Annotated in this window: 9 protein-coding genes; 3 read left to right on the plus strand and 6 right to left on the minus strand. The window is 39.7% G+C overall.

The window, feature by feature from the left end; translation table 11 throughout:
• The first annotated feature begins 167 nt into the window (after positions 1-167).
• On the plus strand, positions 168-1,391 hold the full coding sequence (locus ACFOZY_RS14435) for an IS110 family RNA-guided transposase (protein ID WP_378156756.1): 1,224 nt from the start codon (positions 168-170) through the stop codon (positions 1,389-1,391).
• Positions 1,392-1,734: 343 nt separating this feature from the next.
• Here ACFOZY_RS14435 and ACFOZY_RS14440 read toward each other — a convergent pair whose 3' ends face one another.
• Both ACFOZY_RS14440 and ACFOZY_RS14445 read right to left on the minus strand, forming a co-directional pair.
• Positions 1,735-2,310, minus strand: a complete 576-nt coding sequence (locus ACFOZY_RS14440) for a dihydrofolate reductase family protein (protein WP_378156759.1) — start codon at positions 2,308-2,310, stop codon at positions 1,735-1,737.
• Between the two features lie 904 nt (positions 2,311-3,214).
• Positions 3,215-4,015 carry a Cof-type HAD-IIB family hydrolase gene (locus ACFOZY_RS14445; RefSeq protein ID WP_378156761.1) on the minus strand — a complete coding sequence of 267 codons (801 nt, stop codon included), beginning with the start codon at positions 4,013-4,015 and terminating at the stop codon, positions 3,215-3,217.
• Between the two features lie 482 nt (positions 4,016-4,497).
• Between ACFOZY_RS14445 and ACFOZY_RS14450 the strand changes: the two genes are divergently transcribed.
• Entirely contained in the window at positions 4,498-5,586 is a 1,089-nt protein-coding gene (locus ACFOZY_RS14450) for a threonine aldolase family protein (RefSeq protein ID WP_378156763.1), read from the plus strand.
• Between the two features lie 62 nt (positions 5,587-5,648).
• Here ACFOZY_RS14450 and ACFOZY_RS14455 read toward each other — a convergent pair whose 3' ends face one another.
• From ACFOZY_RS14455 to uvsE, 4 genes are all read right to left on the minus strand, one after another.
• Complete coding sequence (locus tag ACFOZY_RS14455) at positions 5,649-6,839, minus strand: DUF4317 domain-containing protein (protein ID WP_378156765.1); 1,191 nt, start codon at positions 6,837-6,839, stop codon at positions 5,649-5,651.
• A gap of 161 nt (positions 6,840-7,000) precedes the next feature.
• Entirely contained in the window at positions 7,001-7,828 is an 828-nt protein-coding gene (locus ACFOZY_RS14460; protein ID WP_378156767.1) for a P-loop NTPase family protein, read from the minus strand.
• Between the two features lie 221 nt (positions 7,829-8,049).
• Positions 8,050-10,464, minus strand: a complete 2,415-nt coding sequence (locus ACFOZY_RS14465; protein ID WP_378156769.1) for a M14 family zinc carboxypeptidase — start codon at positions 10,462-10,464, stop codon at positions 8,050-8,052.
• 176 nt (positions 10,465-10,640) lie between these two features.
• Complete coding sequence (gene uvsE, locus ACFOZY_RS14470; protein WP_378156771.1) at positions 10,641-11,594, minus strand: UV DNA damage repair endonuclease UvsE; 954 nt, start codon at positions 11,592-11,594, stop codon at positions 10,641-10,643.
• A gap of 322 nt (positions 11,595-11,916) precedes the next feature.
• On the opposite strand from uvsE, the gene helD reads away from it, so the two are divergent.
• Entirely contained in the window at positions 11,917-14,241 is a 2,325-nt protein-coding gene (helD, locus tag ACFOZY_RS14475) for an RNA polymerase recycling motor HelD (protein ID WP_378156773.1), read from the plus strand.
• Positions 14,242-14,251: the final 10 nt, after the last annotated feature.

The following is a 14,251-nucleotide window of genomic DNA, read 5'->3' on the forward strand; positions in this document are numbered from 1 at the left end:
GATCAACTATGGTGCGTGAGAGCCCATCCTATAGTCTGACTCCAACGACCACGGTGCACCACTGACTGTCGCTCCCTTACGGGAAGCACACATGGTAGATTAATCCTATTCTGGTTGCTGCACCAGCCTCTAATCATATTGCGAGCCGTAGAAAGGATGAAGTTTCAATGGAAGTAGTCATTGAAAGAGCATGTGGTATGGATGTCCATAAGGACAGTATCACTGCTTGCATCATTACTCCAGAAGGAAAGGAGATTCAGACGTTTTCCACTAAAACTGTATTCCTACTACAGTTGGTTGATTGGATTAAGCAACATCAGTGCACGCATGTTGCCATGGAAAGCACGAGCGTCTACTGGAAGCCTATCGTGAATTTGATCGAAGCTGAGAATATGGATTTTTTAGTTGTGAATGCTCAGCACATGAAGGCTGTACCAGGACGTAAAACGGATGTCAAAGATGCCGAATGGATTGCCAAGCTTTTGCGTCATGGTCTACTTAAAGCGAGTTATATTCCTGATCGAGAACAAAGAGAATTACGTGAGCTTGTTCGCTACCGTCGGAGCATCATTGAAGAACGTGCGAGACAGCTTAATCGTATTCAAAAGGTATTAGAAGGAGCGAATATCAAATTAGGTTCTGTCGTTTCTGATGTGATGGGTGTTTCGGCAAGAGATATGTTGGATGCCATCGCCGACGGCGAAGAAGATCCTGAAAAACTTGCTAACTTTGCACGTCGTTCAATGAAAAAGAAGAAAGACGAACTTGCCTTAGCTCTTAAAGGATATATCAATCCTCATCAACGCCTGATGTTGAAAACCATTCTAAAACACATCGATTTCTTAACTGAACAGATCGAGATGTTAGACGAAGAAGTCGCTCAACGGGTACGTCCCTTTCAAGAGGATGTAGAACGCTTGGATTCAATTCCCGGCATAGCGACCAGGATGGCTGAGCAGATTTTAGCTGAAATCGGGACTGACATTAAGAAGCAGTTTCCAAGCGCGGCCCACATGTGTTCTTGGGCAGGATTAGTCCCCGGACACAATGAAAGCGCTGGAAAAAGGAAATCATCCAAAACCAAAAAGGGCAATAAGTACTTAAGATCAGCATTAATAGAGGCAGCCCATTCAGTCCGTGGTTCAAAAAACTATCTTGGAGCACTGTATCGACGCATCGCTGCACGAAAAGGAAAGAAACGGGCAGGAATTGTCGTCGCTCATGCCATCTTACGTATCGCCTATTATCTCTTAACCCGTAAAGAAATGTACGTAGACTTAGGTGAGGATTACTTTGATAAAAAGAGACAGCAATCGATCGTTCGGCATTCGCTACGAAGGCTTGAAAGTTTAGGATACACCGTTTCTTTAACCGAGCCCAATGCATCTTAATCCAATCAATAAACCCTTAATAGTTTAAAGATTTGGCGCTCTCCCCTTTTTTAAAAAATTGACTGAGAAGCGTCTGTTTTAGTGTTGCCAAATTCTGTTGATCAGGGAATTTTATTTTCATGGTAGTTGAAGAAGAAAAACATTATAGACGACATTCCATAGGCAAAGTTATCATTTCCCAATCACTTGGTCCTTCGTCACTATCAATAAATTGTCTCCAGGTGTCTCCACTTTTATTATTGGCTATGTTAAATGATATTTGACCATAAGAAAACCGTCTTTGTGAAAAGGCGGTTAATTAAGCTATCTTCTCCCGTTAGCGTCCTCATCTTAAGTGACGAAGTCATCTTATCGTCTTGTAAACGAGACCTATGGCTCCAGAATCAAAGGTCTTGTTTTCGATTAGCTTAAGATTGATCCTCTCCTTGAGACCTTGGAATAACGGCAACCCCTTTCCAATCAAGACGGGAGAAACCGTAATTTTATACTCATCAATTAAATCAAGCTGCATAAGGTAATGTGCGAACCTTGGACTGCCGAGGATGACCATATCCTTGCCTGGCTGCTGTTTGAGGTTATTGATCTCTTCCTCGACATCTTCTTTCACGAGTCTGGAATTATTCCATTCGACTTCCTCCAACGTCGTGGAAAACACGATTTTAGCTGTCTTTTCTATCCACTCGGCATGATTCCGTTCATGCTGCGAAGCTGATGGATTCAATGGCACAGATGGCCAGTAACTGTGCATCATCTGATAAGTCCTACGTCCCCAAATGACAGTGTCGGCAGTACTCAGAATTTCTTTCGCGTGTTTCTCCAAATCGGCATCATAGGAAACCCAGCCAATGTCCATTTCACCGTTTGGCCCTTCAACAAAACCGTCAAGCGATGTGTGCAAAAACAGAACAAGTTTTCTCATTTTCAGCTCTCCTTTGTTTATGAGGGATATCTACATTAACTACTTATAGCTTGGGTTGTTTCTTATGGATTACATTTATTTTTCTCCTTATTTATAAACATAGTTTTGAATTTATTGTTTTTATTACCAAAGCGAGAGTACGCTTCGCTAAAACTAATGAAAAACATAAGCTTTTTTTATCCATTATTCGATGCACAATGGATTTCTGCGATGCTTATGATGACTAACTCTTCAGCCGTTTTTCCTACGATATCCTGTGGTAACGGTGTTTTCTCGAGAGTAGCAAAGGCCATCTTCCCGAAGGTTGGATAGACTTGTGTAAACTCCGGAAAATACCGATCAAGCCAGCGAACGATCCGGTCTTAATGCTCATTTTTCTCGTATGTTTTCATAGCATGAAGGATATTCTGATAGAATATCTCGTATCCTTCTTTGGATTGGTGCACTGCAAAAGCCTTCCCGGTATTCCTTTATCGTCATATTGAATTACTCCGTCTTCATAAACAGTGATCGTAGCACTTATATATTTCGTGGATATTAAAAAAGCAGATATAGCTATAAACGCAATTCCAGTACCTCGTCTTGTCATTTTTAATACCCATTTCTCTATAAAAAAAATAGTCTCATATATGAACAAATCTTCTTTTTTCTGTATTACCTTTCTTCAACTAGCCAGTCGCGTTTTATAGCGGGAACCACAAGATTAAAGCCAGAGCAATACAAATTACAGCCGCTAATTTTGATTGTCTTACTATTCTTTGCTCGCCAGATTTTAAATGTTCGAAAAATGTAAGTGTGAAGTAGAAACCAAAAACAGTTAAGATAACTACGATTATCTCAAAAAAACCCATAAATATTCCCTCCATTCGTGTCTTAACTACTCTTCCTTCCTACTAAAATGCCTTTAGTTGAATACCTTTACCGTTTTCATTTGGATCAAACCATACTTTTCAAGTGCGAATTCAATACCATTCTCACTGGAATTTTTAGTTACATAGTTGGCAATACTCTTCAGTCTTTCACCTGCATTCCCCATGGCAACTCCAAGACCCACAAGCTCCAACATATCTATGTCATTTTCACCATCCCCAAAAGCTACCGCTTCCGATCGTTCAATTCCAAAGTAGTCCAAAACTTTTTGAATGGCGATTGATTTTGAGACATCATGTTGTAGAACATTTAATACGTAAGGATGCCATCTTTTAAAAGTCAGGTGAGGAAATCTGTTTATGTATTTTTGTACGTCTTCATCATTCGCAAATAAACACATTAAATATACTTCTTCATTGTGAACTACCGTGTTTGTAGAAGGATACTCGTTTAATGACAATGTTTCCTTTAGTGCCTTTAGTATGTTTGAGTCATTTATGCCGTTCATACTAAATTCCTCAGTATAAAAGGAAAGAGCATGATTTTCTTTAGCAGCAAATTCAAATACTTCCTGGAGAATTTGCTTATCCAGCGGAATCTTATGAATCACTTCATCCTTATGCTTTGCATAGCCCCCATTAGCTGTAATAAAAGTATCTATTCCCAACTCCACTAATTCTTTGCACATAGATAATGGTCTTCCTGTTGCAGCTACCACTTTAATTCCACTGTTTAATAATTCTCTAATTGAATTCTTAGTGCTTTCCGGAATCGTTCCATCCAAATGATTAGTAATAGTCCCATCCACATCAAAAAATACGATTTTGTAGTCCATTAGATATCTCCTTTATGTCACCATTGCGATTGTTAAGAATATTGATATCCTCTAATATAATTTCTTCTTTATCAACTCTATCGTTATTAAACTTGTATCGATAAATAGTTCCATAATTTCTCAACCAGTCCAATAAACCTCAAAAAAATTAGTTACAACTTTTCCTTTAATAAGATTGCAATGTAAAAGAGTACAGTGAGTAAAGCCGAAAGCAAAATAACAATAATAATCCCAAAAACGTAAATTGATGTTTCCTCATATTTCCCATTCAATAAACTAACTAAAGCTATAAACAAAAAAGCATTAACCATCATTATTAATATAAAAATACTTATATATTTTCCCAACTTCTCACCCCAAACAAAATTTTCAATAACGAACGAAGCTTCCCTTTTATTTTATTCAACAAAAATAACATTAATCCTTTAATGCAATGGCTTTGTTATACTTATGAACAAAACAAAAGTTAGGGGATACACACAATGGCAAAGTCATTAATAGAAGTTTTTAAACAAACAACGTATCAGGTCGGTGGTAACGGTAAAAGAAACCTTAAAGTACTCCTGGACTCATTAGAAGGAGTGGATGACTCACTCGAAAGTGATATATATGGGAAGGGTCAAATAATAGAAGACTTCCAACGAAAGATGGCCGATCTTTTAGGAAAAGAATCTGCTGTTTTTTTCCCAAGCGGCACGATGGCTCAACAAATCGCTTTACGCATATGGTGTGACCGAAAAGGTGTAAATAAAGTGGCCTATCACCCACTATCCCATTTGGAAATTCACGAAGAAGACGGGTTAAAGGAATTACATCATATTGAGACGTTCTATCTTGCAGATTCACACAGAGTGATAGAATTCGATGATGTATTGAAATTGAATGAGGATGTAGCGTGTATTCTACTTGAGTTACCACAACGGGAGATTGGCGGCCAGTTGCCAAGCTTTGAAACGCTCGAACAAATCTCTAATTATTGTCGTCAAAAAGGTATCAAACTCCATTTGGATGGAGCAAGATTATTTGAAGTATTGCCGTTTTATCAAAAAACTGCTGCAGAAGTGTGCAGTCTATTTGATAGCGTGTATATTTCATTTTACAAAGGAATCGGCGGCATTGCGGGAGCAATTCTTGCTGGTGAAGATTCATTTACTGAAGAATCTAAGGTATGGAAAAGACGCCACGGTGGCGATTTAATCAGTCTTTATCCATACATTATTAGTTCGGACTACTATTACGAAAAACGGAAAGATAAGTTTGAACAGTACTATAAAGAGGCTACTGAGTTAGCATCCCTTTATAATTCATGCCATGACGTGTTTACAGTACCACAAGAAATTGTTTCGAATATGTTCCATGTTCATATTAAAAAGCCGAAAGATAGTGTCGAGAATGTGCTGATAGGTGTTTATGAGGAGTCTAACATTGGATTGACGGGCTATGTTAAAGAGGTTAACGAGAATGAGTGTTCATATGAAGTAAGCATCGGGGATTTATACGAATCAGTACCGAAAGAAGATTTACAGAAAGCATTTGAATTGCTTGATGAAAAACTGAAAAACGTTAATTAAGTAAAAGAGTTAGAAAATCTTAGATCGATTTTCTAACTCTCTTCTTTTAGCATGCATCTAAATTATTCCTGCTCAACCTTCGACTTTTCAACTAATGCTTCCGGAATCATGTGGAAACCTTCAATGACCGTATTTTCCTCCAACTCGATCACTAAGCATAGTTTTCCATTCAACATGACTTGACGAACGTATCGCAAGTCTTGTGGACTTACCGCAATATCCGCTAATTTCGTCTTGATTTTGATGGACTTCGATGTAGGTTTTGGTATGATGTTACTCGCTTTCAACTCGTATTGGGAATCATCCAACACAGTCTTGAATGCGAATTCTACCTTTTCCGTATCCACATCCTGTACACCACTGCTTTTTAAGACCTTCTCTACATCTTTATAGTCCAGTTTCGGTATTTCTTCTTCCTCATTTTCTTCAATCACACGATTAATCTCATCATACATGTTGGAGAGAGTCGATGTACTTAGTTGATCTCCTGCCACTTTTTTCACAATTTCCTCGAAGATGATCTTATCGTCTTGGGCAGTCATCGTTTCCTCAGCATTCAATACGTCTAAAATAAAATGATCGTCCAATTCATATTTTTTCCCCGCTGCATATAGCACGTGATTCACATCGGCATAATGATCAGTGAAGCAGGGGAATAAGAAACCATTGATTGGCGCTTTTAAATTGATGATTGGATCGACGACGATATTATATTTGAATCCTTTTTCCGCATAATCGAAGAGTAATTCTTTTCTCGGTTCTTGGGTTTTGTTGACACTGCAAAGAATAAAGGAATGAGAATACACGGAATCCATTTCACTTACTTCAGCCTCGTCATTCCTTGATTTTACTGGTTTCCGATATTCTCCCCGGACAAATGTAATGACAACATCCATCTCATATTGCTTGTCCTTCATCATCTTCTCAACCATCCGGAGCATTTGCGCTTTCCAGTCTTCTGTATCGCTTGCCAATAATCCTTGATGGAGAATGAGTTGGCTGCTATTTTCCACATCACGCTGGAACTTCAATTCAAATAACTTTTCGTCCAATTGTCCAGTTAGGACACTTTTGAAGCTATCGATGAATAACTCCTGCTGTTCCTTTTCCAGCATTTCAAACGGAATGCTTTCATGATGGTAAATGACGTCAGACTCCTTCACGATATACACATAAAAGACGTCCTGTATTTTTAATAATTCTGTATCTACTTTGAATTGTTTGCGGAAATTCGCAATGTCTTTTTTATTCACTGATGTCCACTCCTAAGCTGAAAGTAACTACTATTCTTTCGTTCACACATTCTTTCATTTTAACATAGATGCCAGTTCCTTCTTGCCTCGTATTTTCGATCCTCTATTCCCGCTCCGCAAAAACGCTCCTCTCCACGTTTTGTGGGAGGAGCGTTTTATTTTTAATCTAATATTTTCTTTAAGGTTTCTTTAATGCCATTCATATTAAAAGCAGAATTATTGATTCTTAATTTTTCCATCGGTAACTGTTCGAAAATCCGATTTTCTAAATCACTTCGGGTTTGTAGTACGCTGAGCGTTCCTTCATACCCTTCCGCTCCGATTGTTTTTCCATACCCTTGGTTATTATAGTAGTTTACAAAACCTTCCGCCCATTCCTTCGGCCGTTCATGAAATGCTTTCGTGAAAGACTTTCGGATGTCGTCTTGTTCAACGTATATGAGTAAAGGATCCAAGCGCTCAATGATTTTCGCCAGGCGTTCTACATATGAAGTGATCACTTCCTCAGTTGCATCATACTTAATCAAACCAATCGTGACTGGGTTTTGAATGAAACAGCATTCGAAGATATAAAGGGCATCTTCGACCATTGCCTGATCAACGAAACGTTCATAACTGTCTACCATCAGTTCCATATGTAAATCCAATGGAAGTTCGTAAATATCACGAGGAAGTAATTCATCACGGACCAACTCAAATTGATCTCCAATATCTTGCTTCAAATGTGCCCATCTTACAATCATTCCGTCTGGCCTTTCTTCTGCATGTTGTTCAATCTGACGCGCGAGTGAGGAGTATTGACCGATGAAGTGTTCAAACTCCTTACTCGTAAAGTATGAAACTGCATCATAATCAGCAGGATGCCGAGTATTCCCTTCTAAAAATAGGCGAACATCATAATCCTTCTCTTTGTATTGATCGGCTATTAATTGGGCAGTCGTTGTTTTTCCCGAGCCAGGCAGTCCTTCTACTAAAATCAGCTTTCTCATTCTATTATTCCCCCATCCACCCCATTGGAATGATTACCGATTTATTTTACTTCAACAGTTATTAGATAGGAAGAACATTCTTTAGGGAGGTGCAAAAGATTGCTCCGGAACCGCAAAAGATGAGTTTGCACCTGCAAAAGAAATTTTAAAGTCCAGATGAGTTCACACAAAAAAAGAAATCAGCCTCGCTCACAAGCAAAACTGATTTCCTAAAAATTCCATTATCGTGCATTGGCTTCTTGGGCTGACAATAAACCTATCGTTTTATTCTGAGCCCAAACCCGATCCCAGTAACTGATCGGCACCGGTTTTTCACCTACGAATGGTGCAATTTCCACCGTGATGCCTGGCATTTTATATGTCTGAATGAACCAATCCGTTGAAGTTCCTGACCCTTTGTCATTCAATGGTGCCATAACTTTATAACCCGTTACACCGCTGATTTTGGTAGCCAAAGCACGGTCCCGTTTAGCTGCTGAAGCTCCTTGGTTATGTGACCAATAAATGATTTGTCCGGAAGAGTGGTAGGAAATATAAGACTTAAAAGTATGTTCGGAAACGAAATTACGGAAAGCTTTCGATTCCCGTTCCGAAAACACAAAAGGTCCTTTATAATTTTTATAGGCTGGACCATTTGTTGTATCTTCGTATCGCCAGCCACCTTCAAAGTTTCGATTTAAGTCCACTCCCCGAATATTCGCTTTCCACCGTGCAAAATTGGTGCTGTTATTGATTTTCCGAACGGAGCTGCCGCTTTTCACTGCATTTGGTCCGCCTTGTACCAATGTGACCCCATCCGGATTCATCATCGGAATGAACCAAATTTTTGTTTGGTCTAACAATCTCTTTACATTGTAGGACCCGAACTTCGAACTGCGTACATAATGGTATGAATACTGATCGATCATCTCCAGGAGGACATTGGTCGTCATATGCTCCCTGGCATGCATCGAGGCATCCATTAAGATTTCTTTCTTCCCGTTTCCTAATCGCAAAGCATAGATTGCCCGGCCTTCCGTTGATGTATCAATTTGGACTAACTCGGTGAATTCGGGATACAACATCGAAATCACTTTTAAATGGTATGACATTTCTTTATGCGTAATACTCTTTTTCGGTGAAACTAAATCACTGTGAATAAATTCACTTAAGTTGACCCTTCCTGTTCCACCTGCAAATTCGATCAAACCTGCTTGACCGTCGATATTTAGCAGTGTTACATCCTGCCCCTTTTTCAAAGTCCCGACAAGTTGGTCGCTTGCTGTTTTAATCGTTGCATCTTTCTCTGCTATTAACCGTGTTGGAAAAACCGCTTTAATAAGCTTACCAAGTGATACTGTTTTTGTTGTTTCTAAAGCTGAAGTTTGATCGAAAAAGTAGCTTTTGCCGTTTGCTGAAATAACTCTATATTGACCTGAAGCTCCATTAGGCTTGACCACTGCATTCGCTTTCAATGTACCAATTTGATTATATGTACTTCCGGATTTGATCAATAACGGTGTATCCGTATGTATGATCAAGTTACTTTTGCTATTAGGTGCAGCTTGATTAATCGGAATATAGCCAATACCAGCAGCTGTTTCTACCACATAAAAACCGTTTTCCACACGCAAAACTTCAACATTTGTTTGGCGTAAACCTTTCATCAATACTCTGCCATGAGGTTCACTCAATATCGTAAAATCGTTCGTTGTACGGACCGCACCGATTGCTTCTCCCACGTCTGAAACAGGTCGTTCCGTTTGTATAGTTCCTTGATTCGAAAAAATATAGTATTTTTCGCCGGCAATACGAATTACGAGTATTCCTTCGTCTTCTATACTATTGAAAATAACTGGACGCTCACCATCTTGCCAAGTTCCAATGACATTTTTCATATTTCGGGAACTATAGAGTGGAGTCCCTGAGGCAATCGTAATCGTATTGGATCCTGCAGGATCGAAGGCTGGCAAAGATGGAGTCTCTTCCTCTGTCCCATTTTGATGATATTTTTCAATTGTTCTATGTAAAAATGCAACAAACTGTCCACGCGTGATCGTACCAGACGGATTAAACACTTCCACATTCGTCAAATCTGCATAGTCTAAGGCGATAATCGCTTCCTTCTGTTCAACGCCACCCGCTTTGTCCAAATCTTTCACGGTCGGCTGGAAGTTAGCAGCCTTATATTCTTGGATTAAGTCATTTCCATAGACTGATTTAATAGAACGAACTAATACTAACGCCATATGTTTACGCTGCATTGTTCCCGAACCGTCCAAATACCCTTCAGATCCTAAGAAAATACTCTCTTCCTGGACTAAAGCGGCCAGATTAGCTAATTCAACATCGTTTTTTAGATCTACATCTTCAAAACGACGTTCGGTTGCAGCATCCTCCGGAACCATGTAGCCGTTATATTGCAGCCATCTTCCCAAAAACTTTACGACTTGGCTTCTTGAAACCGGAGTATTCGGTCGGAAAGTGCCATCTTCATACCCCTTAATAATGTCCTTTTCGACGAGGGAATGGACTGCTTCCGTTTGTTCTTCACCCTTCAAATCTGAAAAGTGACTGGCCTCTGTTGGAGCTGCACCGATTGATAACATTAGTAATAAAGCAATCATGACTGTCAATGTTGCTCTCAAATTCTTCAATGTTTACATTTCCCCCATTCTGAGTATTGAGTTCTTCAATTGAGGTATTACTACTGGTATGTATACTCCTCTAAGAGATTATAAGAATAGTATGACAAAAATTTCACAAAATAAATAGGGTCCTCCGATATGGGGAACCCTTATAAGATAAAAGTATCATATTGTTTGTCCAACACCTATGCCTCGATCGTCCCGCCCTTAATCCTTTTAAAACCACGAGCTTTACCTACCTCTTCGACGATTTTCAAGGCCGCTTGGTCCTTCATTTTCGATTCAATCATGATATCAGCAGATTGGCCATAGGCCTTTAATGCTTTTATGAAAGGCATCGCAAAATCGATATCGACGTAATCCGCATGCGCCCGTATCAATTTCTCGGACTTAGGGGAGGATAAATGGAATTTAGGAACTAATCCCGTCCTCTCCCACGTTGCAAAAATCCGTGGCAATAAGTCTTCAAACTCCGTATCCACAGAATTTGCCCAATGATGATGATAATCGAATACAAAAGGGGTGCCATGACGTTCACAAACTCTCAACGTTTCCTCAGCTGTGTAAGTCCGATCATCATTCTCCAACGTCATTCTCATCCGGATATTCTGATCGAGCTTCGGAAAATTATGGTCGAAACGTTCGATGGCAGCTTCCTTATTGCCATATGCACCCCCAACATGAATATTCATGGTACTGTCCTCATGGAGACCCATCGCTTCTAACATCCGATAATGATACGTCAAATCGATAATAGCATTAGCGGTTATATGTTTTTGGGGGCTTGTAAATAACGTGTACTGTCCAGGATGGAAACTGACCCGTAACTTATGTTTTTTGACCAATGTGCCGATTTCTAAAAATAATTCTCTGAAAGGATCGATATATTCCCACTCAACTTCCGGATGGGCGGCTAACGGAATGAGTGAGGATGACATGCGATACACTTCAATTTCATGTGCGATGTTATAATGTAAAATTCGTATGGTATTTCTTAAATTTTGTTCCGTTAGTTCATAGAGCTTTTCCAATCTGCATTCTTCATTTAACTTCTTCCAATTTGTAAATGTACATGTTCTGGAAGGAGATGCTTCCCAAAGTGCGAGAGCCATTGAGACATAGCCAAATCTGAGTATCATCTTTTCACTCCAAACCATGATTTAACATGCAAATAGTGTTTGTGTTCTAAAATGATTCATACACAAATCGCGATATGATTACTTTTTCCCTGACTGCAACTAAATAGTCATTATTCCTAAATGGGATTAAAAAAAGCCAAGACAAATGTCTCAGCTCTTCGCGTTTATATTAATAAAAGCATTGATAATGGTGCGCTTATATGGTAAATTTATATAGATATGCACTGTTATTTCCTCACCACATACTATTCCCTATTTTAATTATACAGTGCAATCCATATGCAAGTCAACCTTTTTACAAAATTATTTAGGAGGGGTTGCTTTGAACAAGGAATTTGAGTTAGAGCAAAGACGTGTTGGTGCTGTATTGGAGGCGATCCAACAGGAAATCGGCAAATTAGAAAAAGAAACGTCGATGCGCAAAAACGAAGTCGTAACCATCCGCAAACATTTTTGGGATGAGGTCAGGGTGAATACAGATACCTTCGATGATTATCTTGAGACCATCATCGGTTTGAGGCAAGAGGCCCAGGCTTTGTCAGTTAGCCAAAGTACTCATCGGCATGCGTCCAAACGTTTGTCCACGCTTCGTCGAATGAAGGAAATCCCCTACTTTGGACGAATCGACTTTACGGAAGATGGTTCTACAACACAGGAACAAGTCTATATTGGCATCTCTTCTCTTCGAGATCCACATAATGAAGATTTTCTCATTTACGACTGGCGGGCTCCAATTTCAAGTGTCTACTATGATTTCCAGCCTGGTCCGGCAAATTATACAACTCCCATGGGCGTCATCCAAGGGACTTTAGAGAAGAAAATGCAATATTTAATCCGGCACGGAGTTCTTCAATCGATGTTCGATACGAGTCTCACGATCGGAGACGAAATCCTACAACAAGTCTTAGGTAAAGGCACCGACAAACAGATGCACAGTATCGTAGCTACGATTCAACAAGAACAAAACCGGATTATCCGTCACGATCGCGGCAGATTACTCGTCGTTCAAGGTGCTGCAGGAAGCGGGAAAACATCGGCAGCCATGCAGCGAATCGCTTATTTACTATACAAATACCGTGACCGACTCAAGGCGGATCAAATCATCCTTTTTTCCCCTAATACGATGTTTAGCCAATATGTCTCGAATGTGCTGCCGGAACTCGGTGAGGAAAATATGGAACAGGCCACCTTCCAGGAATATTTGGATCATCGCTTAAGCAGAGATTTTCAAATTGAGAATCCATACGATCAATTGGAGTATGTATTATCTAAAACAGATTCCCCTTCTTATCAAGCACGGCTTGAAAGTATCCGATTTAAAGCATCCACTCGTTTTGCTGATGCCATTCATACCTATCGGCAGTCTTTAGAAACTTCGGGAATGCTGTTTAAAGATATTACTTTCAAAGGGAAACCGATCGTTACAGCCCAACAAATTGAAGAGCAATTCTACAATCATGACACCGATCTCAAATTTTATAATCGACTTGAAAGTCTGAAGGATTGGCTGCTTAAAGAAATCAATGAACTCCAAAGAAACGAAAGGTCAAAACAATGGGTTCAGGATGAGATTGAGCTGCTCAGTGACGAACAATATTATAAGGCGCGAAACTTCTTAGCGAAAAAACGAGGTTACAGTCGGGAGTCGGTTGCTGACTACGAAATCGAACCAAAAGCACTTGCCAATCTGATTGTTCAACAAAGATTGAAGTCTGTAAGAAAACGAATCCGCTCGTTGGAATTCATCGATTTGAAGGGCATATACAAACAGCTCTTTTTGAATAAATGGAGTGAAGAAGACCTTCCGAAAAACTGGCCAGCCATTTGTCAATTGACCGTGGAACAGTTAGAGGTCAATAAACTACTCTATGAAGATGCCACTCCCTTCTTACTGCTGCAAGAACTTATTTTAGGCTTCCAAACGAACAATTCCATTAAACACATTGTCATCGATGAGGCTCAGGATTATTCTCCATTCCAATTTGAGTTTCTAAAGCGTTTGTTCCCAATGGCAAGAATGACCGTTTTAGGCGATTTCAATCAGGCCATTTTTGCTCATGCGAGTGAACGCGTTGATTTTCATACACTGACGAATCTTTACGGACCGGAGGAGTCGGAGTTCATTCAAATTTCGAGGAGTTACCGTTCAACTAAACCAATTATTGAATTTACACGTAGTCTCGTTCCGAACGGAGAAAGCATTATTCCCTTTGAACGTGATGGAGAGCCGCCACTTCTGAAACGGGTCGGTGATTATGAAGAACTGCACAGTCAGATCGCTTCAAAAGTATCGGATTTACAAAGTCGTGGTTTCAACACCATTGCGATTATCTGTAAATCCGCTGAAGAAAGCAGACGTGCGTATGAGTCGTTAAACATTGACGATCTCAAACTTATTAAAAGTGGCTCCAGTGAATATGAACAAGGCATCGTAGTAATCCCATCATATTTATCTAAAGGAATCGAATTTGACGCTGTCATCATCTATGATGCATCGGCGAACGTATACGGAGATGAAAGTTTGAGGAGAATCTTCTATACCGCTTGTACAAGAGCGATGCATGAGCTGCATCTCTTTAGCGTAGGTGTACCGACTCCATTATTACGCGATGCAATAAGAGAAGTTTTTATTAAGAATCAAGAATAGGCTTCGTAAA

It is taken from the genome of Chungangia koreensis, assembly GCF_042651785.1.
GTDB classification, from domain to species: Bacteria; Bacillota; Bacilli; order Bacillales_A; family Planococcaceae; genus Chungangia; species Chungangia koreensis.